The sequence below is a fragment of the Halomonas sp. M1 genome, from assembly GCF_029581375.1.
Classification (GTDB): domain Bacteria; phylum Pseudomonadota; class Gammaproteobacteria; order Pseudomonadales; family Halomonadaceae; genus Vreelandella.
The window spans coordinates 2,128,197-2,150,361 of record NZ_CP121119.1 but is presented as its reverse complement, the minus strand read 5'-3'; the positions used below and the strand labels follow the sequence as shown (position 1 = coordinate 2,150,361).

The window sequence follows — 22,165 nt, the reverse complement described above, 5'->3', positions numbered from 1 at the left end:
GCTAAGATATATTTTTTTGTAATATCGTTATTCCATTATGTCTGCTGCGTGCGAAAAAGCCATCACCAATTTGTCCAAAGTGACAAAAAGTCTCACATCAGAAAATTAATGAAGGCTTAGACGGGGTATGCACCGTTAAGCCGGGCGTGGGTTTGCATCATCATGGGGCTTCCAGCGTTGGCGGGCGTGTTCACTCCAGGAAAGCAGCGCCGGAATAATAAACAGCACCAGTAGCGTCGTGCCTCCCAAGCCAAACGCAATGGAGGTCGCCATAGGAATCAGGAATTGCGCCTGCAGCGATGTTTCAAACAGCAGTGGCAGCAGCCCGCCAATGGTGGTGAGCGATGTCAGCAGTACCGCTCGCACTCGCTGTACAACGGCTTCATTAAGCGCGTTATCAATATCCAAGCCTTTTTCTCGCTGCTGGCGGTAGAAGCTGACCAAGATAATGGCGTTATTGACCACAATGCCCGACAGCCCGAAGAGCCCAAATAGCGACAAAATCGTCAGGTTGATCCCCAATGCCCAGTGCCCCAGCAGAGCACCGACCAGCGAAAAGGGGATAATCGCCATGACGATAAGCGGCAGTGTCCAAGACGCAAACACCCAGGTGAGCACGCCATACATCAGCCCCAGGCCGATGAGTAGCCCAGTGCGCATATCCGCCATGGTTTCGCGCTGGTCGGCGGCGCGCCCTTCAAAGCTGGTGGTTAAGAAGTATTCACGCTCTAAACGCGGCAGCAGCTCGGTAGAAAGGCTTTCCAACACCTGCTCTGCTGAGGTGGCCTGGCTATCGATGTCGGCGGTCACCTCCACGGCCAGCTGCCCCTCGGCATGGCGTAACGTTTCAAACCCTTGGCGGTGGGATACTTCCATCACCTGCGAGAGCGGCACCTGACGGCCATCGCTTAACGTCACCGCAAAACTCGACAGGGTGGCTAAGCGCTCGCGCTGGTGCCTGGGCAGCTGTACCCGCACTTCGATTTCATCCGCTCCAGTTTGGTGTATCTGCACTATCTGCCCGTCAAAGGCGGTGCGCAGCTGGCGGCCCAGGTCGTCAGTGGTTAAGCCCAGTGCCTGGCCGTGGGCACTGACGCGGTAGATCAGCTGCTCGCGCCCCCAGGGCATATCGTTTTCCGTGCTGAGTACGCCGGGTAACCCGGCCATCGCCTCGCCGAGAATGTCGGCGGCCTGGCGTAGGCCTTCGGCGTCTTCACCGGTGAGCCGGATGTTGACATCTTTGCCCGGCGGGCCAGCGGCGCGCTCGGTAATCGTCAGGCTATCCAAACCGGCGGGGGTATGTATCCGTTCGCGCCAGGCGCGGATGAAATCGGTGTTACGTACGTCGCGGCTATCCGGCGAGGTCAGCTCTACCATGATCGAGCCCACGCCATCGCCAGTGCGTGCTGGCGCACCGCCCGCCTGGGTGCTGCCGTAATGCGCAACCGCCGTGCGCACTAGGCCGCCGCCCAGGGCGTCATCGGTCTCTTGCAGGGTGGCCTGCAGATGATCGACAAAATCCGCCGCCTTCCCACGATGGGTGCCCGCCACAAAGCTGGCGTTGGCATAGACGATGCTGGACTCCGGTGATGGAAAGAAATTGAAGCCAATGCGCCCCCCGGCTAAAAGCCCCGCAGTGACCAGGGTGATGGCGAGGGCTGCGGTCAGCGTTACGCCACGGTTGCGCAGCGAGCGCTGGGAAAAGCGCCGGAAGCGGCCTTCACGGAACTGGTCAAAACGGTGTTCAAACCCCTGGCGTAGCCGCTCGATACCACGGGCAGGGCGCTTGGGTGTATTGGCGGGCAAAAAGGCATTGCGCAGGTGCGCGGGCAGCACAACAAAGCACTCCAGCAGCGAGGCAATCAGCACGCAGATCATGATAATTGGAATATCGCCCAGAATATTGCCAATGACGCCGCCAACGATTAACAGCGGCATAAAGGCCGCGACCGTGGTGAGCGACGAGGCGACCACCGGCCACAGCATGCGGCGTGCGGCACCGGCGGAGGCAAGCTTGGGGTCTTCGCCCATGCGGTGGTGGGCGTCGGCGTCTTCGCCTACCACAATCGCATCATCGACAATCACCCCCAGCGCCATAATAAGCGCAAACAGCGACATCATGTTGATAGAGCCGCCAATGCCCCAGAACACGCCTAACGAGGCGAGAAATGCGGTTGGAATGCCAATCGCTACCCATAGCGCCACCCGTGCAGGCAGAAAGAAGTAGAGCAATATCACCACCAGCAGTAGCCCGGTCAGGCCATTGCCCAGCAATAGCGAAATACGCTCGTCGATGAGCTGCCAAGACTCATCGTAAACATCTACGTTGACGTTGGGCGGGAGCGTGGGGCGCGTTTCAGCCAGCCAGCGCTCTAAGTGCTGCGCCGCTTTTAGGGAGTCCCCGCTCTCTGCGCGCTGTAAAATCAGCTCAACGGCGGGGTAGCCGCGGTAGGTTAGCTCAACCTCTCCCTCTCTGGCTTCCTGGTGAATATGCGCGATGTCGCCCAGGCGCAGCTGCTGGCGGCTGTTGCTCAGCACCGGCATATCCTCAAACGCGAGGGTATCGCGGTGCTGTTCCAGGGAGCGCAGCTCGCGGGTGCTATCCTGCTGGCCTAATAAACCTGCTGGTAAATCTTGCGACATGCCCTGCACCCGCGTGGCAATGTCGCTCAGCGAAAGCCCCAGCGCTTGCAGGCGTTCGGCAGGTACTTCGATGCTGATTTGCTGGGCAGGCAGGCCGTTAAGCTCGATACGGTCAATGCCCGCCATCAGCAGCGAGTCTTCAAAGCGGCGGGCTAACTGGCGCAGCTCGTGGGGGGCTAAATCGCCGTGTATCAGCAGCCGTGCGACAGGTTCATAGCGTGCTAGGCGAGAAATTTCGGGGGTTTCTGCATTGGCAGGTAGGTTGGTAAAGCTATCTACCTGCTGGCGAATGTCGTCCAGTGCCAGCACGGGGTCGCTGTTTTCCTCTAGCTCCAGCGTGATATTGGCAATCCCCTGCGCGGAGGTTGAGGTCATGCGCTTGAGGTTATCAATGCTGCGCAGCCGCTGTTCCAGGGGGTTGGTAATGCCCTGCTCGATGTCTTCGGCGGAGGCACCGCTCCACACCACGCGCACGTTGACCACGTCGAGGGCAAAGGTGGGGAAAAACTGGATATTCATACGCGCAATCCCCAGCGCGCCGCCCAACAGCATTACCAGCATCACAAGGTTAGCGGCGACCTTGTGGCGAACAAAGAAGCCGATAAAATCGCCGCGCTGGGTCATGGGGTGCCCCCACCGTCAGGTGGCGTTTGGGTGATCTCCACATGCAGCCCCTGGGCGGCATTGGGCAGGTGGGTCGACATAATCTGGTCGCCTTCCGCCACCGTGTCAGCGCGCACTAACAGCCAGCGCTCCCCTTGCTGCTTGGCAACTTCCCCCAGCCGCTCAACGCGCTGGCGCTCTAGGCGGCTGTCATCATTAATGCGGTAGAGCAGGTCGGCGCCGTGCAAGGCGGCGTAGGGCACGGCAAAGGCATCGCTGACGCTTGGGCGGTTTAACTGCACGGCGACCATCGCCCCCGGCCGTAGCCCCTCTGCTGGGTCGTGTAGTGAGAAAATCGCCTCGGTGCCCGCTGGGTCGCTCTCCCCCGCCAGGCGTTCTAATACAAAGCGCTGGCGGCCATCCACCGAGGTCGCTTCGAGGGAGTGGCCGCTCTGTAAATGGGCGTCAAGCTCTGCGTGATAGCGCTGTGGAACACGGGCGCGCAGCTCTAAGCCATTGCGCGGATAAAGCGATAGCAGCGGTGCGCGTGCGGCCACGTCATCGCCAACAGCGACCTGCACGCGGGTCACGCGGCCTGCAAAGGGCGCGTGAATTCGGCCACGGGCGAGGTTGCGTTGGGCGTCAGCCTGCTGCACCTGCGCCCTGGCCAGGCGCGCTTCCAGGCTGGCTAAGCGAGAGGGGTATTCGGCAATAGCACTTTCGCGGGCAGAGACGGTGAGCTGCGCCCGCGCTACTGCGTCACGTGCTGCATCAACATCTGTTTGAGAGGCCAAGTTGCGCCCTTCCAGCGACCGGTTACGCTCCAGCTGGCGGTTGGCATTAGCGAGAATCTCGCGCTCTTGTGCCAATACCTGGCGGTTATTCTCATGGCGGATACGCTCATTTTCCAGCTGCGCCTGCAGGTCGGCGAGCTCCGCCTCGGTTTGGTGCAGAGGCGATAACAGCTCGTCTTCATCCAACGCCAGCAGCAGCTCGCCCTGCTCTACTGCCTGGCCGTCGCTGACGGGGCGCTCGACCACCTGTGCTTGAAGGGGAGCTACGAAGGTCACCATATTCGGCGCGATCACTTCACTAAACAGCGCCAGCAGGGGGGTATGCTCACCAGGCGAAACGCTGATGGCTTCAACTGGCCAGCGGCGCTCCTGGGCGTCAACCGGGGCGGGCTCCGGGCGTGTATAACGCAGCGCCATGAAGCTGGCGATGCCAAGAACCAGTATTACCAGGGGAAGCAAGCGCTTTAGCATAAGGATATCTATATATAGAATAAGATCTGCTTATCTTAACGCGCTTGCATCCCAATAATATTGGTTAATAGCATTGTTGCGACAATGCGGCGCACTAAATTAGCAACCATCGAGACGTTTCATGCCTACATCACGTATCGCCATTATAGGCGCTGGGTTAGCGGGGCTGTATGCCGCGTATTTATTGGAAAAACGGGGCATCAGCGATTACGTGATGCTGGAAGCGCGAGAGCGGGTGGGTGGACGTATTGCAACGTTAATACCCAGCGGAGGGGTGCTGAATGAGGGGAGCACAGGGTCGTTTGATTTAGGGCCTTCTTGGTTTTGGCCTGAGTTTCAACAGGTGCTTGGAGCGCTGGTGGAATCGCTAGGGCTGTCATCGTTTGCCCAGTATGAAACCGGCGATATGATTATGGAGCGCTCCCACCAAATGCCGCCCGTTCGCATGCAGGGCTTTGTCAATCAGCCGCCTTCTATGCGGCTACAGGGTGGCATGCAAGCGCTGATTGATGCATTGCGCCAGCGCATTGGCCCTGAACGTATTTTTACCGGCCAGGCCGTTCAGTCGATGGCACTCACTTACAATGGCCGTGTGGAGATGCTGTGTACTTCTGGGCAGCGTTATAACGCCCAGCATGTGTTGCTGGCTGTGCCGCCGAGATTAGCGGCGCAAACAATGACGTTTTCACCGGCGCTACCGGCGGGGCTTACTCATCAGTGGGCGTGCACTGCTACCTGGATGGCACCCCACGGCAAATACGTCGCCCTGTATCCCATGCCTTTTTGGCGAGATGAGCAGCTTTCGGGAGAGGCGCGCAGTCTGCTGGGCCCGCTGGGTGAAATTCATGATATGTCCCATCCAGGTGGTCACGGCGCGCTGTTTGGCTTTTTTAGCTTACCCGCCAGTGCGCGAGCGCAACTGAGTGATGAGGCACTGCGTCAGCACTGCCGCGTACAGCTGGCTAGGCTGTTTGGCCCTCAAGCTGCTAGCCCGAGTATGGATGTGATTAAAGACTGGGCGCAGGAGCCGTTCACCGCTACCTATGCCGATCAGATACCTAGCGAGCATCACGGTACTGCGCCGCCTGCTCGGGCGGCTGAAGGGCCTTGGGGGCCTTGCTTAACGGGTATTGGTAGCGAGTGGGGTAAGCACTATGCCGGCTACCTGGCAGGTGCTATTGAAGCCGCTGAGCGAGGCGTCGCGGATGTGTTAGCAAAATAGGGAGCTTGCTTGTTTGGCGCTCGTTCTTCCCAGTGAAAGGCCAGTACAGCAAAACATACTCATTTACTTAAAAAGCCTCCCGCCAATACCGCAACGATGCTTCTGATACCACGCCATGCTGTGTGCCCAGCTCAATCACGGCCTGCTGAACCGCGCGAGCTAACGTTGGCTGATGGCATAGTGCTAACGACCGAATCATACGGGTAATGCGTAGGTGGTTATGGCCACCGGCTTTCAACCAAATGTGCGTTTGCATCGATAATGTCGGCTGGGCGGTTATGGCGTTGCCATCGCGAAGGAGCCCAAAAAAATCCAGCATGACATCAAGGGAGCGTTGCTGGTGGCGGCGTAAGGGCTCTTCACGCTCAAAAGCTGCTTGCACGTCACTCGTCAGCAGGGGCGCAAACGCATTAAAACGACCGGCTTCCGGTATGGGGAATAGCCACTGAATGTAGTCGTGGGTATGTTCTAGCCAGAAAGAGGAGAGTGCCCAGATCTCTTCAAGTAGACGTCCTTTATGATCCTGGCCTTCCCCACGATAAAACGCGATTAAGCGCGCATCATTGTCCATTATGCCCCTCGCTCTAACGGTTCAGCGTGACTATGCAGCGCCATTTCCAGGGTGTGGCGTTCGACATCGTGATCGTGGTGGGCCTCAATGCGTTCCAGCGCGCGAATATAGTAGGCGGGTAACCTGTGCTCACGCGCACCGGCCAGCACATGGTGCTTGTACCATGTATACGGGCGAAGCCCGAGGGCGGTGACGTTACCGACATACGCCTGCACCTCAAACTGACGGTCACTGGCAAGATCCGTGACCGTCAGCCAGGTTTCGTTGTAGGCCACGCCAAGCCCCTCGTACCGATCGAGGGTGGGTTTATGATGAGAAGCGACCTCCCAAATAACCCCATATACCGCTGACTGCTCTGACGCAGGCACAATATCGCACTTGCCCGAGCCGTCCCCACTACGCTGATGAAACGCTAACCGATAAGACGGCAGCAGGGCGGTGGTCACAAAGCGTGCTGGAATCCGTGCGGCTAAGCGCTGCGTTGACATATTGGATCCATAAGCAAAGCAGAGCATGGCGTTCTCCTTAACGTGACATGGTTATTAACAGCCCGTGTTTAGTGCGTATCGCCGCTGTTAGAGGTGTCCTGATAATGTGCCAGTACCAGGGCCGCATTCGCTTTTAGGGTCTCTCGCCACGCACGTGGTGCAAGCACTTTGACATTGGTGCTCATGCCCATCAGCCACCACAGGGTTTGCTGGTCATCGGGCACATGGGCGGTCAGGCGATACCACTGGCTGTCCGGCAGGGCGTCAATTGTTTGTTGCTCTGATAGCGGTGTTTCTTGCAATAGCCAAGCGACCGGATGGGCGATCTCTGCCTCTAACACCACATTATCTGGGCCTTGGCGATAGCCAAACGCACCGCTCTGGATATAGTGATCAATATCGAAGTCGTCACGTGCTTGCCAGGCGCGCTGGCTGAACGCCGCATGTTTCACCCGGTGCAGCGCAAACTGGCGTAGATCCTTAAATCCATCGACGTGCGCCAGTAAATAAGTAGCACTATGGCGACTAACAATCCCCTGGGGATGAAGCGTTAACGGTTTTTCTGTTTCCGAGGTGCGTGATAAGTACATCACGTCGATCGCTTTTTGTTCCAGCAAGGCCTCAGCGACCGTCTGCCACGTCGCTTCATCCAGCTCGGCGGGAATCAGCGCTTTGCCATTTGGAATCGCACGCACGCAGCGGGCCCATTTACTCAGGCCGTTAGACGCCATGCTGTCTAGTAACTGCCGTGCATCGTTAAAGTGGGGCGTTAACTGACCCACCACCACCGGGGGAAGCAGCCCCTTAAGATACTCCTCGGCAAGCACGAGCGTTAACGCACTCGGCACGTCCAGTGCCGGTAAGTGGCACTGGAACTCTCGATCAAAATACCAACGGTAAGGTTTTTGGCTGTCGTCGCAGCAAATCGGAAATTGTGTCGAGAGTTTTTGACCTAAATCGCGCTGTAACGACCGCGTATCAATTTGAAAACCGCGTTCCGCGAGTTTCTCTTTTAACACCGGGGTAGAAATGCGCCCAGGGTAACGAGGAATGAGCTGTAGTAGCGTCAAATAGCGAAAAAGCGTATCGCGCGTATCGGACATAGTGACGCCACCCCAGGCAGTAATGATGAAAACGCAAGAGTCTACCGTGCCTCACAAAACTTAGCGACTCTCTTGGGCAGCGCATCCGTCTCCCGAGCGAGCAAATGAGCACGGTTGCGCCATAGCGCTACGGTGCTCTGTTCAGTTGCCGTATTAGGCAGGTGCGCCCAGAGCGCGGCAGGGTGTATGTCGGGTGTTTTCTCTAAGGAAGTGTTGGGGTGTCCTTTCAGCCACAAATACACCGCCTGCGCGCTGCGCCCCACGCAGACGGGAAACAGCAGAGCATCAAACGGGAGCGTAATACCCAGCTCAAGCAGCAGTGCGTTCACCTCATGATCACAGGCGAGGTGCCAGCGGTGATGGTTAGCGACTAGCGGCGCCGTTAAGTGGCCCGCGACACAGTGCCAGAGTAAATGCGCCTGTAAAAAACGGCGTGATTCATCGGAAAGGGAAGCGCTGTAGCGAGGACAGAAGTAGAGATGACGCCCATCGGTACTTGCGGAATCAAATGACGGCGCCACGACCGGCGTTAGGGTCAAAAACTGACTTAAAAAATTCATGACTGGGAGCGTGTTAGCCCAAGCGTCGCGATCCGCTTGCCACTTGGCAAGCTCCATCTTTTGCTGGGAGGTCACTGAAGCAGTTGATGAGCACGTCTGTATATCCATATCCTTATCTTCCCTGAGTTAAGAAGGTAAGATGCTACGACAGTGCTGCGACAACTAACGCCGCATTAAATAAGCGATGATGATTCGCTTTAAGACTTTGAAGCCAAGCGTTTAAGGAAAATGTGTGTATCCTCTGCGGTACTTCAGGGAAGGTGCAGTATTGCATTCTGAGCACTAGGGCCAATTTTCAGTAGCTCTTTTCAGCGGCTACCAACCTGAAAAAATAATCTTTGTTGTAATATGCTCAATGGCTAGGTGACAAATTATTTTGTAGCTAGGCAGTAATAGATTTTAGTTGGTCTGTTTACATTTGATATGCCCAATGCATAGGTTTCCTTCTTGATCTTCAAACACTGGTATTGCGTCAAGTTTATCGAAGGCGCCTGTTAAGCAGTTGCCTGTTTTACTATCAAACGCTGCTCCATGGGCACTGCATAGCAAGCGATTTCCATCTGAGGAAATGATACTGTCCGAGCGATAATTTAAAGGTAAATATTGGTGGGGGCAGGCATTAACGTAGCAATAAACCGCACCCTCTATGCGCGTTGCAATGACAGGGAAACTTCCTTCGTTGCTAATGATTTCCAGGCAGTGTGTTTTACCTTCTTGTATGACGTTGGAAGGACAAACAATAGCCCCCGTTTGGGGGGCATTCGCATAGTTACGCCAAGCGTCGTGCACAGGGTTTCCTTTCTGTTATTCAGCGTTGCGACTATTCTGCAGCGCCTTGCAACACGCCGCGGTTGATTTGATCCTCTTCGATGGATTCGAAAAGTGCTTTAAAATTGCCCTCTCCAAAACCATCATCGCCTTTACGCTGGATAAACTCGAAGAAGATCGGACCAATCACCGTTTTTGAGAATATTTGTAGCAAAATTCTGGTTTCGCCACCGCCCAAGACGCCTTCACCATCAATCAAAATGCCACGGTTACGAAGTTTATCGAGAGGCTCCTGGTGGTCTTTCACGCGCTCAAGCGACTTTTCATAATAGATGCTCGGCGGGCCAGGCATAAATTCGAGTCCCTCAGCCGCAATTAAGTCAGTGCCGGTATAGATATCGTCCGTGGCAATGGCGATATGCTGAATACCTTCGCCGTTATACTCACGTAAGTACTCTTCGATCTGGCTATGATCGTCGGCACTCTCGTTAATAGGGATACGGATTTTACCGTCGGGGGAGGTTAATGCACGGCTTGTAAGGCCGGTTACTTTACCGGTGATATCGAAGTAGCGTATTTCACGGAAGTTAAAGGTGTCGTGATAAAACTTATACCACGTGTCCATGTTGCCGCGAATAACGTTATGAGTGAGGTGGTCAAGATAGTAAAAACCAAAGCCTTTAGGCTTAGGATCTTTCTCAGCTAACCACTCAAACTCATTGGAGTAACAGCTGCCTTTTTCGCCGTACGTATCAATAAAGTAAAGCAGCGATCCGCCAATGCCAACCACCGCAGGCGCATCGATGGATTTATTGCCGGTGAACTCTTCAGCCCCTAAATCAACGGCACGTTTTAGGGCATGCTGAGCATCAACTACGCGCCAGGCCATGGCCGGTGCGCATGGGCCGTGTGCCTCGATAAATGCTGATGCATGTGAGTCAGGCTCACTGTTAAGCAGGTAGTTGATGTCACCCTGACGATAAACAGTGATTGACTTGTCACGGTGTTTTGCAACGGGGATGAAGCCCATTTGCCTAAATAGGCTGTCTAATTTTTCTGGCTCTGGGTGGGCAAATTCAACAAATTCAAAACCATCAGTACCTGCTGGGTTTACATCACTTATAGTTACTTTGGGTGCGTTGTGTGGGAAGGGACCCATCGTTGTCTCTCCTTATTGTTTTGTAATTTGACAAGATCAGTATAGGGAAGAGGCGGTGCAATTAGGTTGCAAACTAACCCCGTATGCAGCCAAATAGTGCACAGCTTGTGCGCAATTGGAGTCTTATATGCATGGGGTTTCTCTAGATCGTTACGATCTTGCAATTTTGTCAGAATTGCAGAAAAACTCAGCTCTCACTAATTCAGAATTGGGTGAGCGCGTCAGCCTGTCTCCCTCTCAGTGCTCCCGGCGCAAAGCGCGGTTAGAAACCGAGGGGGTGATTAAGGGGTATTCGGCGAGGCTAGATGCCGCTAGCCTGGGGTTTGGCTTGCGTGCCATCACTAGAGTTAACCTTAAAGCTCACGGTGAAAGCATGGACGATGATTTCGTAGCGTTACTGACGAAGCACGCCATGGTGCGTGAAGCCTACTCTGTATCCGGCGATGCGGACTATGTACTGCACGTAATAGCCAAGGACCTAACTGAATTTTCGGACTTTATTCACCATCATTTATTGCCTCATCCTAATGTCACCCAGGTCCGCTCTGAAATCATACTGCGTAGTATGAAAGAGGCGCAGGGCCTGCCAGTGAGTGGTGGTTAGGCTATGTCCGAAATCGTCGGCTTTTCAAGCAATGCCTAATCAGAGGCTCCCTAAGTAACAGAGTTTATTGTGTCCTGAGGGTACTATGCGCCTTAAGTTTTACTGTCAGAATCGAATTGGCATTCTTCGCGATATAGTGGCTCAGTTTGCTGATTACCGAATTAATGTCGCGCGGGGCGAAGTGGGCGGGGAGCAGGGCAATACCATCTATTTGCATGTTCCGAACTTACTTAATGCGCAGCTACTGACGCTTAAGCCGGTATTGGAAGCCATCCCCGGCGTGTTTAGTGTTAAGCGCGCTAGCTTGATGCCCAGTGAGCGCCGTCATTTGGAACTGGATGCGCTCTTATCCTCGCTTTCTGACCCCGTCATGTCGATTGATATGCAGGGCCGGATTGTGGCGGCTAACCGTATTGCTGTTCAGGTATTGGGGGTGCGGGTTCAAGAAGTACCGGGGCTCTCGCTGGATCGTTATCTTGATGAAGTGGATCTTCCCGATGTGATTCGCCGTAACAACTCACGCATCAATGGGCTGCGGATCAAACTGAAAGGTGACACGTATCTTGCCGATATCGCGCCACTGCACATGGAAGACACGAAGGTGGATTCACTAGCAGGGGCGGTCGTGACGTTACACCGTGCTGACCGTATTGGAGCACGTATTTACCAAGTGCAGCGTCAGGAGCTGCGTGGCTTTGAGGCCATTTTTCAGTCGAGTTCGCGATTGGAAGCCGTGATCAACGAGGCGCGTCGTATGGCGCCACTGGATGCACCGCTGTTAATTGTGGGTGAAACGGGGACGGGGAAAGAGCTGGTGGCCAGGGCCTGTCATTTGGCAAGCCCCCGGGGACAAGCGCCGTTTGTGGTGCTTAACTGTGCTGGGCTTCCCGAATCAATGGCCGAGACAGAACTTTTCGGTTACGCACCTGGTGCCTTTGAGGGCGCTCGGCCGGAAGGTAAGCTTGGCCTCCTGGAGCTTAACGAAGGTGGCACGGTCTTTCTTGATGAAGTCGGCGAAATGAGCCCACGGCTGCAGACGAAGCTGTTGCGTTTTCTTCAGGATGGCGGCTTTCGGCGTGTGGGTAGCGAGGAGGAGACCTTCCTGGATGTCAGAGTAATCTGTGCCACTCAACAAAACCTGCCACAGCTATGTAGTGAAGGGCTGTTTCGGCTGGATCTTTATCACCGGCTCAATGTGCTTTCGCTACAGGTGCCACCGTTACGTGAATGCCTGGACGGCATCGAAGAGTTGGCGGCCTATGTGCTTGATCGTGCAGCGCGTCAGATAGGCTGCCCTTTGCCGGAGCTTTCGCCCACTGCGCTTGAAAAAATCACCCGCTACGACTGGCCGGGTAATGTGCGTCAGCTGGAAAATGTGCTCTTCCAGGCGGTGTCGCTGTGTGAAGAGAAAGCCATTGAGCCGGTGCATTTGCGCCTTCCTTACAGCGAAGTGTCTTCTGAGCTGGCGGGTATTCCATTAGAGGGAAGCTTGAGCGACATGCTAGGCGAGGTGGAAAGAAACATCTTAAGTACGCTGTATCAGCAGCACCCCTCCAGCCGCCAGCTGGGCAAGCGGTTGGGCGTTTCGCACACCACCATTGCCAATAAGCTCAAACGTTACGGGATAGGTGCTCAAGACGATACTCAAAACAATAGCCAAGACAACACTTAAGTCATTACTAAGAGATAACTTGGGACGATTTTTATAAAATTTTTCATGGCCGTTAAATTAACTGTCACGATTTATTTACAGGGTGGCAGAGAAATATAACGCTTGGCCCCCGGCTCTCGGCATTTTTTATTAAGTGTAACGATTAGTTTACGGTTGCACCTCGCTTAGGCAGCCAGCGTCTCAATGAATGCGATTTAAGCCCATTCCTGCCCCATGGCTATCCCCATAGACTCTTTATAGATTGCTCTTTATGACGGGTTGACCGCAGTTGGTTGGCTTTTATAAGCAGCTAATCGCTTTTAAGTAGCTGTTCTAGCTGCTCATCAATAAATAGCCTAATAAAACAATATAAATTCATAAGGTTTCCCAATGACAACGACAAATACGCCTCCCAAAACGCTGTGGCTGGGCCGCTGGGGGTTTGTACTGGCAGCCACAGGTTCTGCTGTGGGCCTGGGTAATATCTGGAAGTTTCCTTACATCACTGGCGAGTTCGGGGGTGGCGCTTTCGTGCTGGTCTATTTGGCCTGCATATTGGCGGTAGGTGTTCCTATCATGATGGCAGAAATCAGCTTCGGCCGCCGCGGAAGGGGCAGCCCAATTGACGCTATCCGCCGCGTGGTACATGAGTCGGGCCGCGGCAGTTTCTGGTCGATCTTCGGCTGGATGGCCATGCTCTGTGGGTTCATGATCCTGTCGTTCTATGTGGTGGTCGCTGGCTGGTCATTCTCCTATCTGTGGAAAATGCTGAGTGGCGGTTTGGCAGGTAATAGCGTCGATGACATGGCAGCAATTTTCGCCGCTAATAATGCGAACCCTTTTGCGCTAGGCGCCTGGAGCACGCTGGTGACGGTGCTTACCATGTTCATCGTGGGCAAGGGCGTACAAGCAGGCATTGAAAAGAGTGTTAGCTGGATGATGCCGGGCATGGTCATTATGCTGGGCATACTGATTGGCTACGGTGCTTTTTCCGGTGGTTTTTTCGACGCGTGGTCTTTCCTGTTTTCCTTCAATACTGAAGGGTTAAGCAGCGAAGGCTTGCTCGCGGCGCTGGGGCATGCCTTCTTTACCTTATCGCTCGCGTCTGGTGCGATTCTTACCTACGGCTCTTACTTGCCAGACGGGCACTCCATCGCGCGCACGACGTTTAGCGTAGCTATTGCTGATACCGTAGTTGCACTGATGGCTGGCTTGGCTATTTTTCCGATTATTTTTGCTAACGGAATGAACCCCGGCGAGGGCCCAGGGCTGATTTTCATGAGCCTGCCGCTGGCGTTCCAAGCGATGCCCTTTGGCACGTTGTTTGGCATTCTGTTCTTTTTGATGCTGTCGATGGCGGCGCTTACCTCGTCGATTTCGATGATTGAGGCGACGGTAGCCTGGCTCACTGGAAGCAAGGGAATGACGCGTAAGCAGGCATCGTGGGGTGTGGGTATTGTGCTGTGGTTAGTGAGCACCTTGGCGATGCTGTCGTTCAATGTTGGTGCTGATTGGTCGCTGGCTGGGCGAAACTTCTTTGGCTGGCTAGATTATTTAACTTCCCGCTGGATGATGCCGCTAGGTGGCTTAGGTATGGCACTGATGGCAGGCTTCCTGCTGCGTAATGAGATATTCAGGGAAGAGCTAGGGCTTACCCGCACCCAGCACACGCTGTGGCTGTTTATGGTGCGCTATGTCAGCCCGCTAGGCATTGTGTTAATTTTCATCGATGCGCTGGGCATTGCCACTCTACAAGTAGGCACTCAGTGGCCATGGTTACTGGCTCTGCTGGCGCTTGTCACCGTGGTGGGCGAGCTCGCTAGCCCGCGACTGCGCCACCAAGCTTCCTAAAGCAAGTCATCAGTAGCAAGTCATCAAGACCAAGTAACTGAGACGCATCGTCAAAGCGCTCCCATCGACTGTTGATGGGAGCGCTTTGCGTTAAAGGGATGCGTTGGTGGAGGCATAAGCCGCTGAAAGTGGGGCTAAAGAGAGCGTTAATCAATCAGCTTCACCGAGCTGCTAAAGCATCAAAAGCGTTTGCATTGGGACATATGTGACGGCACTCATCTAGTTCGGCATCCGCTCGCATCGCTTTCCAGCAGTCGCCAACCGCTGCGCAGGCGTTGCAGGTGTCACGCAGTGCGACATAGTCGGGATGATTCATCAGTCCGCTTTCCTCAAGGCCGAAGCGCTGCATCATGACGGGCATTAAGGTTCTGGCGGGCCTGAAGTGAGCCGGTTGCCCTGCCGCCAGCTGCCTTGCTACTGCTTGTTCAAAGTGAGGCTCTAGCGGTTTTTCTAGGTCATGGATAAGCGCCTCATAACTAGCGCCTGCTTCTTGTTTTACGTTGCGCGCTAGCGTTGTGGTTGACGTTAAATAGCAGCGCTCTGTCAGGCGTTCCCACCAAGAGGTGGTGTCTGTGCTCTTAGTAGTATTCATGGTGATTCTCTCTCCGGTGTTATTGATGATGGCATCAGTATCAACCGGTGAGAGATAGGCTATCTTGACGGGGGTCAATTTGGTTTCAAATGAAACAGAGAGGTGAGAGGGGGCGGGGACACAATGGAGTGTGGAAGGCTGGAGGGTGGGCTGATAGCCTCATTGGCTGATAAGCGTTGTTCTCGCCGCCCACCATGCGCAGCGGCGAGAAGGGTAAAGCGGGCTCAGTGACTAACAACACTCGCCGAGATACTTTCTTCAGCCGCCGCATTGACTAACTGCTCACGAAAGAAGGCAAGCGCTGCTGGCGCGTCCACACCACGGCTCTTTACAGACTCACTCCAGGCATCCTGCAAGTTGCTGGCGACGCCCCGCAGGTGATCAATGTCTTGTTCCGATGCTTGGGTAAAGGTCGCGCCATTTTCTTCACCAAATTCAACGCCACGCTGGTCGGAAATATCCATCATGTAGCCAAATAGGCGTGAAAGCCGCTCGCCCGATACGCTTTCAATTGCCGCGCGGTCTTCGTCCGACACTTGGTCCCAGAACATCGGGTTCATCACAATCGCAAAGCTGCCGCGATAGAAGCCGCCGTCTACGGTAAGGGTATGCGGGGCTACTTCAGCAACGCGAAAGCTGCGCAAGCTTTCAAGTGTTAGCATCGCACCGTCAACAACGCCTTGGGAGGCCGCTTCGTAGGTGCCCGTTGGAGGAATGGCGACCCCTGTCACTGACATTGCCTCGGCTAAGCCACTCATCACTCCGCCGCCCACGCGCAGACGTTTGCCAGTAAGCTCATCAATTGAGCGTATTTGATCGCGGGTAAATATTTGCCCTGGGCCATGCACGCCCATCGCCACCACATCAACGCCACGGTGCTCATTGGCTTGCTGTAAATGCTCTTGATGGGTATGCCAATAAGCGGCGGAAGCATCTTCTGAGGAGAACTCCTCAAACGTCGGGAATTCCGGTAACTGCGTGGCTAGAAAGCGGCCCGCCATGTGGGCGTGAAAAATCCAGCTTGCATCCGCAATACCATCCGCAACGATCTCCATTTGTGCGGGAGGAGGCCCCATATCATGCACCACCTCTACCGTCACACGGTCATCAGTGGCTTCTTCAATCCATGCCTTCCAGGTCGGCCAAACAATGGTATTCACACCGTGATTAGGCCCGCCCCACGTGCTGACGGTGATCGTTGACTGTGCAAGTGAAGACATACTGAACGCCATGCTTGAAACAGCGATGGCACTCACTAGTAAGCGAGCGGGTTTGTTCATTTTTAAAGCTCCAGAGCCGGCGCTATTAGGCCTTGTACGAAAACTTAGCGCCTGTGTTGTTATTGGTAATGCCTAACCCCGAGCAAGTGGCGTCTTCTCGGGGCTGCGTAAATCACACCGGTTACCATGCCTCTGGATAGTTTCAATAGCAACTAGTTTGAGGGCGGTTGGTATTGTACTTAAGTCTTGGGTCTTAAGTTTTACAGAACTCGGGTGCTCAAAGATCTACAAGTTTGGCGGCCGCGGTCAGTGGAGTCAGCGAATCGGGATAGCGGTCTCTTCTTTGATATTACGTAGCACGAAATTGGAGCTGACCTGGGAGATACCATTTAGGGTGAAGAGCTTTTCATTCAGAAAACGGTCGTAAGCCGCCATATCTTCAATAACTACTCGCAGTACGAAATCGGCGTTGCCGGTGGTGGCGTAGCACTGCAGCACTTCTGGGTACTGCAGAATGCGATTTTCAAACTCAACGGTATTGTCAATGTGATGGCGAACCAGCGTCACCATGACCAATGCTGATAGTGGCTGGCCCACTAGGCTGGGCTCCACCAGCGCAGCAAAACGGCGGATAACGCCACTCTCTTCCAAGGCCTTTACGCGACGCCAGCAGGCGGCGGGGGAAAGCCCGATCTGTTCGGCAAGCTCATTGTTGGTAATGCGCCCCTGTTGCTGAAGCAGGGTAAGAATGCGCTGATCATGTCTGTCTAAGGTGATTTCTTTCGTCACTTCTCTCATGGCGTCATTTCATTTATTTGTGGTTTGTTGAATATCATTGCGTCTAAAGAAAAAAAATGAAAGGAATGATTAATAACTAGACTTTTGAAGAGTGAATTAGCAAGCACCTTTAGTGCGCTCTTGGCTAGACTCAAGCGTATTACAACTATAACTCTTCAACCGTACTGGTGATCTCTCATGACAATCCACTCAATCGCTGAGCAGGCTGGTTCTACTAACCCGTCTCTCGATATCACACTTGATGACTACGAGCTGGCTGACCGCTATAGCCGCGGAGAAGGCCGTGTCTTTCTAACCGGCACCCAGGCGTTGGTGCGCATCGCTTTGCGCCAGGCCGAGCTTGATCGCCGCGATGGCCGCCACACGGCAGGTCTCATCAGCGGCTATCGTGGCTCTCCCTTGGGCGGTGTAGACCAAGAGATTTGGCGAGCGAAAGCCGCTATGGCATCGCACAAAATCGATTTTGTCCCCGCGATCAATGAAGACCTGGCTGCCACCATGATGCTGGGCTGCCAGCAGGTAGAGACAGACCCTGAGAGGCAGGTCGATGGCGTCTTTGGTATGTGGTATGGCAAAGGGCCAGGCGTTGATCGCGCGGGCGACGCGTTAAAGCACGGCAATGCCTACGGCAGCTCACCGACTGGCGGTGTGCTGGTGGTCGCGGGTGATGACCATGGGTGCGTGTCGTCCTCAATGCCGCACCAGTCGGACGTTGCCTTTATGGCGTGGTTTATGCCGGTGGTGAGCCCTGCTTCATTGGCAGAATATGAACGCTTTGGGCTGTGGGGCTATGCACTTTCACGTTTCTCGGGTTGCTGGGTGGGCTTCAAAGCGGTTTCTGAAACCGTCGAGAGTGGCGCGTCGGTGGACGTGCCCCCGTTACCGGAATATGTAACGCCCGAATTCGACGTGCCCGAAGGCGGGCTGCACTATCGCTGGCCCGACTTGCCGGGGCCGCAGCTTGAGACCCGCCTTGAGCACAAGTTGGCCGCCGTTCAGGCGTTTGCTGCGGCTAACCCGATTGATCAGCGGCTCTTTCCCCAGGAACAGGCGACCTTTGGTTTGGTGACCACCGGCAAGGGCCATTTGGATCTGCTGGAAGCGCTGCGTTTGCTAGGCATTGATGAAGCGCAGCTGCGTGAGTTGGGCATCGAGATATACAAAGTCGGGATGGTGTGGCCACTGCATCGTCATGGCATCCTTGAGTTTATTCATGGCAAGCGTGAGGTGCTGGTCATTGAAGAGAAGCGCGGGATTATTGAAAGCCAGCTAAAAGAGTACATGTCAGAACCCGACCACCCTGGTGAGGTGCTGATTACGGGTAAGCAGGATGAAACCGGCAAGCCCTTGATTCCCTTTGTTGGGGAGCTAAGCCCGCGGCTCTTGGCAGGCTTTGTTGCAGAGCGTTTAGCGCGCTTTTTCAACATAGATTTTAGCGACAAACTAGCAACCGTTGATGCGTGCCAAGCAGGTGTTAAAGAGCTTGGCGGTGTACGTCGCATGCCGTATTTCTGCTCCGGTTGCCCACACAACAGCTCGACGAAAGTGCCTGAAGGCAGCAAAGCCCTGGCGGGGATCGGTTGCCACTTTATGGCCTCGTGGATGGACCGCAGCACCGAATCATTAATTCAGATGGGTGGCGAAGGCGTTAACTGGGTAGGCAAGAGCCGCTTCACCGGCAATGGTCATATTTTCCAGAACTTAGGCGAAGGCACCTGGTTTCACTCCGGCTCAATGGCGGTGCGCCAGGCAGTAGCTGCCAACGTCAATATTACCTACAAAATTCTGTTCAACGATGCGGTGGCCATGACGGGCGGCCAGCCGGTGGATGGGCAAATTAATGTTCCGATGATTGCTCGGCAATCGCTGGATGAAGGCGTTCGCCGGGTCATGGTGGTCAGTGACGAGCCGGAGAAGTACCGGGGGCATGAAAAGGAATTCCCTAAAGGGGTGACTTTCCACGGCCGCGAAGAGATGGATACGCTACAACGTGAACTGCGCGAGATCCCCGGCTGCACCGTGTTGATATATGACCAGGCATGCGCAGCTGAAAAGCGCCGTCGGCGCAAGCGCGGGTTGATGGAAGACCCAGCCCGCCGCGTGTTTATCAACCACCATGTCTGTGAGGGCTGTGGTGACTGCTCGGTACAGTCGAACTGTTTATCGGTGGTGCCTCGCGAGACCGAGTTAGGTCGCAAGCGCAAAATCGACCAGTCGTCCTGCAACAAGGATATGTCCTGTGTCAGCGGCTTTTGCCCTAGCTTTGTAACTGTTGAAGGTGGCGAACTGCGCAAAGGCCAAGGGGTTGCTGCCGACAACGCCTTTTGGAAACGGGTGTCGCATTTGCCTAGCCCCTCCATTGCCCCTTTGGCGGCCCCTTATGACCTGCTGGTGGGGGGCGTTGGCGGCACAGGCGTAGTGACCGTTGGCCAGCTGATCACCATGGCTGCTCACCTGGAAGGCAAGGGCTCCAGTGTGCTCGACTTCATGGGGTTTGCGCAAAAAGGCGGGGCGGTACTTAGCTATGTCCGCTTGGCATCTCAGCCCAGCGAGCTTAATCAGGTACGTATCGAAGCGGGTCAGGCCGATGCAATGATCGCTTGCGATATGGTGGTGGCCAGTTCGCAGAAAGCGCTGAATGTGCTGCAGCCGACCACGCGTATTGTGGCCAATCTGGCCGAGCTAGCCACGGCAGACTATGTCCTTTATCGCGATGCGGATATGCAGCCCGGCAAGCGCCTTAACATGCTGCGTGATGCAGTGGGAGATGCACGCTTTGCGTCGCTGGACGCCAATCGCCTGGCGGAACAGCTGCTAGGAGATACCGTATTTTCCAATATGATGATGCTGGGGTTTGCATGGCAACAGGGGCTAGTGCCACTTTCTGAACCTGCACTGCAGCGTGCCTTGGAGCTTAACGGCGTCGCCGTAGAAAAGAACCGTCAGGCCTTTGCCTGGGGCCGCTTGGCAGCGGTGGAACCCGACTACCTTCAGCAGCATTTAGATACGATGCCACTGTCCGCGAATGCAACGCTGGACGACGTGGTCGCGCGTAATAGCCGCCATCTGGAGAGTTATCAGAACCGTGCTTTGGCTGAGCGTTACGTCGCCCAGGTGACGAAAGTGCGTGACGCAGAGGCCGCGTTAAACGGTGGCGACTCATTGAGTGAAGCCGTCGCGCATCAGCTTTATCGCTTGATGGCGTATAAAGATGAGTACGAAGTAGCGCGGCTCTTCACCCAAAGCGATTTCCTGGAGGAGGTCAACGCAACATTTGCAGGGGATTACCAGCTAAGGTTCCACTTGGCACCGCCGCTTCTGAGTGGCCGAAAAGATGCGCAGGGGCGTCCTGTGAAGCGCCGCTTCGGCCCCTGGGTACTGAAGGCAATGGGCGCGCTGGCAAAGATGCGCGGTTTGCGTAACACGGCGCTGGACCCGTTTCGCTTCAGCGCTGACCGGAAGCTGGACCGCGCCCTATTGGCGGACTACGAGCAGCTGATTGATGAGCTGGTGGCTCGTCTTGACGGGGCAAATCATGCTACGGCCCTGGCGCTTGCTAAGCTGCCGGAAGAGATTCGTGGTTTCGGGCCGGTTCGTGAGGCCGCCGCTGAGAAAGCTAACGAGCGCCGCGAGACGTTGCTGAAGGAGCTACGTGAAGGTCGCTCGAAGACCATCGCTGTCGAAGCTGCTTAAGGCAACTCTATTCAGGACGGGTCACATAGGTAAAAAAGGCCACGCAATGCGTGGCCTTTTGTTATGTATTAATAAATCGATGCGTTTGTAAAGCTATACAACTTCACGTCTATGCATCAAAAGGCGTTCTTAAGATCGTTGCGGCGGCGTACCAGTCGCCAGTGGCATATCAGGGCGAGCAGCCCCATCAGCCCTATCGTCAAGGCCATGGTGCGGGAGCTGCCGTCGTGGAATTGCCCAACTAATCCACCTACCACAGCGGCAATCGTCATTTGCAGGAAACCAAATAAAGAAGATGCCGCACCGGCACACTGTGGGTTGGGCGCGAGCGCCCCGGCCATTGTTTGCGGCATCAGAATGCCGACGCCCAGCATGAATACCATCTGCGGCCCCACGACTGCCCAGGGGAGATGAATGCCCACCACGGCCAAGCCCGCCATGATTCCTCCGCCTATCGCGCAGACCACGCTGCCCAGGGTGATAAGGCGATCACGCCCCAGGCGGTGGCTATATCGGCCGCTGGCCAGCGTTCCAATAAAAAAGCCCACGACAATCAGCGTGAACAGCACGCCATAAAGGGTAGGGGCGACACCCATATACACGATGAGTACAAAGGAGGAGCCCGAAAGGTACGCGAACAGCCCGGAAAAAGCGGCCGCATTCACCAAGGTGTAGCCAATAAAGGCGCGCTGGCTTAGCAGTAGGCGAAAGTTAGCGAGTATCGCCCTTGGGTGAACCGACTGCCGCCGCTCCTTCGCTAGCGGTTCGGGCAGCATCAGTATCAGCACCGCCAGCATCACCGCCGCATAAAGTGCCAGCACCACGAACACTGATTCCCAGCCAAAGAACAGCAGCAATACCGCACCCCCAACAGGAGCCAGGGCAGGGGCGAGCGCCATGGTGCTCGCCATATAGGCGAGGATGCGCCCTGCTTCGATAGGCCCGTGGATGTCGCGCACTGCGGCCCTTGCTAGCACCGGGCCAGCAGCACCGCCGAAGGCCTGCAAGAAGCGTCCAGCCAGCAGCCATTCGACGGTTGGTGCCCAGGCGCAGAGTAGGCTTGCCGCGAGAAACAGCGAGAGGCCTGCGATCATCACAGGGCGGCGGCCAAAGCGGTCAGAGATTGGGCCGCACAGTAGTTGAGCCAGCGCGAATCCAGCCATATAGAGGCTAAGGGTTAGCTGGATTTGGTCTGGGCCGGTATTCAGCGCTTGTGCCATGGCGGGCATGGCGGGTAAGTACATATCCGTCGCCAGCGGGCCGAGCGCCGTTAGCGCGGCCAGGGCCACGATAGTGGCGGTAGAGGGCAGCTTTAGCACCCCGTAGCTCCTTATGGTTAGACACGCGACGGGCGCCTTCCCTGCGGAGAGGCGC

The 22,165-nt window shown here is 55.3% G+C and carries 17 protein-coding genes; 5 read left to right on the top strand and 12 right to left on the bottom strand.

Features of this window, described 5'->3' with window-relative positions; genetic code table 11:
- Positions 1 to 135 precede the first annotated feature (135 nt).
- Together P8S54_RS09745 and P8S54_RS09740 are read right to left on the bottom strand one after the other, a co-directional pair.
- On the bottom strand, positions 136 to 3,267 hold the full coding sequence (locus P8S54_RS09745) for an efflux RND transporter permease subunit (protein ID WP_281441590.1): 3,132 nt from the start codon (positions 3,265 to 3,267) through the stop codon (positions 136 to 138).
- Complete coding sequence (locus P8S54_RS09740) at positions 3,264 to 4,511, bottom strand: HlyD family efflux transporter periplasmic adaptor subunit (protein ID WP_281441589.1); 1,248 nt, start codon at positions 4,509 to 4,511, stop codon at positions 3,264 to 3,266. The genes P8S54_RS09745 and P8S54_RS09740 overlap by 4 nt, the downstream gene beginning before the upstream one ends.
- 121 nt (positions 4,512 to 4,632) lie before the next feature.
- On the opposite strand from P8S54_RS09740, the gene P8S54_RS09735 reads away from it, so the two are divergent.
- Positions 4,633 to 5,733 carry an FAD-dependent oxidoreductase gene (locus P8S54_RS09735; RefSeq protein ID WP_281441588.1) on the top strand — a complete coding sequence of 367 codons (1,101 nt, stop codon included), beginning with the start codon at positions 4,633 to 4,635 and terminating at the stop codon, positions 5,731 to 5,733.
- Between the two features lie 67 nt (positions 5,734 to 5,800).
- Here P8S54_RS09735 and P8S54_RS09730 read toward each other — a convergent pair whose 3' ends face one another.
- The 6 genes from P8S54_RS09730 to hppD form a co-directional block, all read right to left on the bottom strand.
- Complete coding sequence (locus tag P8S54_RS09730; RefSeq protein WP_281441587.1) at positions 5,801 to 6,304, bottom strand: opioid growth factor receptor-related protein; 504 nt, start codon at positions 6,302 to 6,304, stop codon at positions 5,801 to 5,803.
- Positions 6,304 to 6,819: a gamma-glutamylcyclotransferase family protein gene (locus tag P8S54_RS09725; RefSeq protein ID WP_281441586.1), complete on the bottom strand. Its 516-nt coding sequence runs from the start codon at positions 6,817 to 6,819 to the stop codon at positions 6,304 to 6,306. Before P8S54_RS09725 ends, P8S54_RS09730 begins: the two co-directional genes overlap by 1 nt.
- A gap of 41 nt (positions 6,820 to 6,860) precedes the next feature.
- Positions 6,861 to 7,895: a WYL domain-containing protein gene (locus P8S54_RS09720; protein WP_281441585.1), complete on the bottom strand. Its 1,035-nt coding sequence runs from the start codon at positions 7,893 to 7,895 to the stop codon at positions 6,861 to 6,863.
- A gap of 41 nt (positions 7,896 to 7,936) precedes the next feature.
- Positions 7,937 to 8,563, bottom strand: a complete 627-nt coding sequence (locus P8S54_RS09715) for a hypothetical protein (protein ID WP_281441584.1) — start codon at positions 8,561 to 8,563, stop codon at positions 7,937 to 7,939.
- 291 nt (positions 8,564 to 8,854) lie between these two features.
- Positions 8,855 to 9,244 carry a Rieske 2Fe-2S domain-containing protein gene (locus tag P8S54_RS09710; protein ID WP_281441583.1) on the bottom strand — a complete coding sequence of 130 codons (390 nt, stop codon included), beginning with the start codon at positions 9,242 to 9,244 and terminating at the stop codon, positions 8,855 to 8,857.
- Between the two features lie 31 nt (positions 9,245 to 9,275).
- A complete protein-coding gene (gene hppD, locus P8S54_RS09705) occupies positions 9,276 to 10,382 on the bottom strand; it encodes a 4-hydroxyphenylpyruvate dioxygenase (protein WP_281441582.1) in 1,107 nt (368 codons plus the stop codon).
- Positions 10,383 to 10,509: 127 nt separating this feature from the next.
- Between hppD and P8S54_RS09700 the strand changes: the two genes are divergently transcribed.
- The 3 genes from P8S54_RS09700 to P8S54_RS09690 all read left to right on the top strand — a co-directional run bounded on the left by P8S54_RS09700 (position 10,510) and on the right by P8S54_RS09690 (position 14,488).
- A complete protein-coding gene (locus P8S54_RS09700) occupies positions 10,510 to 10,986 on the top strand; it encodes an Lrp/AsnC family transcriptional regulator (RefSeq protein ID WP_281441581.1) in 477 nt (158 codons plus the stop codon).
- A gap of 85 nt (positions 10,987 to 11,071) precedes the next feature.
- Positions 11,072 to 12,658 (top strand): sigma-54-dependent transcriptional regulator, encoded by a 1,587-nt coding sequence (locus P8S54_RS09695; RefSeq protein ID WP_281441580.1) that lies wholly within the window; start codon positions 11,072 to 11,074, stop codon positions 12,656 to 12,658.
- A gap of 369 nt (positions 12,659 to 13,027) precedes the next feature.
- A complete protein-coding gene (locus P8S54_RS09690) occupies positions 13,028 to 14,488 on the top strand; it encodes a sodium-dependent transporter (protein WP_281441579.1) in 1,461 nt (486 codons plus the stop codon).
- A 160-nt stretch (positions 14,489 to 14,648) separates the two neighbouring features.
- Here P8S54_RS09690 and P8S54_RS09685 read toward each other — a convergent pair whose 3' ends face one another.
- From P8S54_RS09685 to P8S54_RS09675, 3 genes are all read right to left on the bottom strand, one after another.
- Positions 14,649 to 15,080, bottom strand: a complete 432-nt coding sequence (locus P8S54_RS09685; protein ID WP_281441578.1) for a hypothetical protein — start codon at positions 15,078 to 15,080, stop codon at positions 14,649 to 14,651.
- Positions 15,081 to 15,304: 224 nt separating this feature from the next.
- Complete coding sequence (locus P8S54_RS09680; RefSeq protein WP_281441577.1) at positions 15,305 to 16,360, bottom strand: TRAP transporter substrate-binding protein; 1,056 nt, start codon at positions 16,358 to 16,360, stop codon at positions 15,305 to 15,307.
- A 255-nt stretch (positions 16,361 to 16,615) separates the two neighbouring features.
- Complete coding sequence (locus P8S54_RS09675; protein ID WP_009096087.1) at positions 16,616 to 17,098, bottom strand: Lrp/AsnC family transcriptional regulator; 483 nt, start codon at positions 17,096 to 17,098, stop codon at positions 16,616 to 16,618.
- Positions 17,099 to 17,275: 177 nt separating this feature from the next.
- Here P8S54_RS09675 and P8S54_RS09670 point away from each other — a divergent pair, with 177 nt between their 5' ends.
- On the top strand, positions 17,276 to 20,791 hold the full coding sequence (locus tag P8S54_RS09670) for an indolepyruvate ferredoxin oxidoreductase family protein (protein WP_281441576.1): 3,516 nt from the start codon (positions 17,276 to 17,278) through the stop codon (positions 20,789 to 20,791).
- Between the two features lie 116 nt (positions 20,792 to 20,907).
- Here P8S54_RS09670 and P8S54_RS09665 read toward each other — a convergent pair whose 3' ends face one another.
- Positions 20,908 to 22,110: a multidrug effflux MFS transporter gene (locus P8S54_RS09665; protein ID WP_281441575.1), complete on the bottom strand. Its 1,203-nt coding sequence runs from the start codon at positions 22,108 to 22,110 to the stop codon at positions 20,908 to 20,910.
- Positions 22,111 to 22,165: the final 55 nt, after the last annotated feature.

What these genes read in the sequence shown, in the direction of transcription:
- P8S54_RS09745 (WP_281441590.1), bottom strand. Translation starts at nt 3,267, where the DNA reads ATGACCCAGCGCGGCGATTTTATCGGCTTCTTTGTTCGCCACAAGGTC.
- P8S54_RS09740 (WP_281441589.1), bottom strand. Translation starts at nt 4,511, where the DNA reads ATGCTAAAGCGCTTGCTTCCCCTGGTAATACTGGTTCTTGGCATCGCC.
- P8S54_RS09735 (WP_281441588.1), top strand. Translation starts at nt 4,633, where the DNA reads ATGCCTACATCACGTATCGCCATTATAGGCGCTGGGTTAGCGGGGCTG.
- P8S54_RS09730 (WP_281441587.1), bottom strand. Translation starts at nt 6,304, where the DNA reads ATGGACAATGATGCGCGCTTAATCGCGTTTTATCGTGGGGAAGGCCAG.
- P8S54_RS09725 (WP_281441586.1), bottom strand. Translation starts at nt 6,819, where the DNA reads ATGCTCTGCTTTGCTTATGGATCCAATATGTCAACGCAGCGCTTAGCC.
- P8S54_RS09720 (WP_281441585.1), bottom strand. Translation starts at nt 7,895, where the DNA reads ATGTCCGATACGCGCGATACGCTTTTTCGCTATTTGACGCTACTACAG.
- P8S54_RS09715 (WP_281441584.1), bottom strand. Translation starts at nt 8,563, where the DNA reads ATGGATATACAGACGTGCTCATCAACTGCTTCAGTGACCTCCCAGCAA.
- hppD (WP_281441582.1), bottom strand. Translation starts at nt 10,382, where the DNA reads ATGGGTCCCTTCCCACACAACGCACCCAAAGTAACTATAAGTGATGTA.
- P8S54_RS09700 (WP_281441581.1), top strand. Translation starts at nt 10,510, where the DNA reads ATGCATGGGGTTTCTCTAGATCGTTACGATCTTGCAATTTTGTCAGAA.
- P8S54_RS09695 (WP_281441580.1), top strand. Translation starts at nt 11,072, where the DNA reads ATGCGCCTTAAGTTTTACTGTCAGAATCGAATTGGCATTCTTCGCGAT.
- P8S54_RS09690 (WP_281441579.1), top strand. Translation starts at nt 13,028, where the DNA reads ATGACAACGACAAATACGCCTCCCAAAACGCTGTGGCTGGGCCGCTGG.
- P8S54_RS09685 (WP_281441578.1), bottom strand. Translation starts at nt 15,080, where the DNA reads ATGAATACTACTAAGAGCACAGACACCACCTCTTGGTGGGAACGCCTG.
- P8S54_RS09680 (WP_281441577.1), bottom strand. Translation starts at nt 16,360, where the DNA reads ATGAACAAACCCGCTCGCTTACTAGTGAGTGCCATCGCTGTTTCAAGC.
- P8S54_RS09675 (WP_009096087.1), bottom strand. Translation starts at nt 17,098, where the DNA reads ATGAGAGAAGTGACGAAAGAAATCACCTTAGACAGACATGATCAGCGC.
- P8S54_RS09670 (WP_281441576.1), top strand. Translation starts at nt 17,276, where the DNA reads ATGACAATCCACTCAATCGCTGAGCAGGCTGGTTCTACTAACCCGTCT.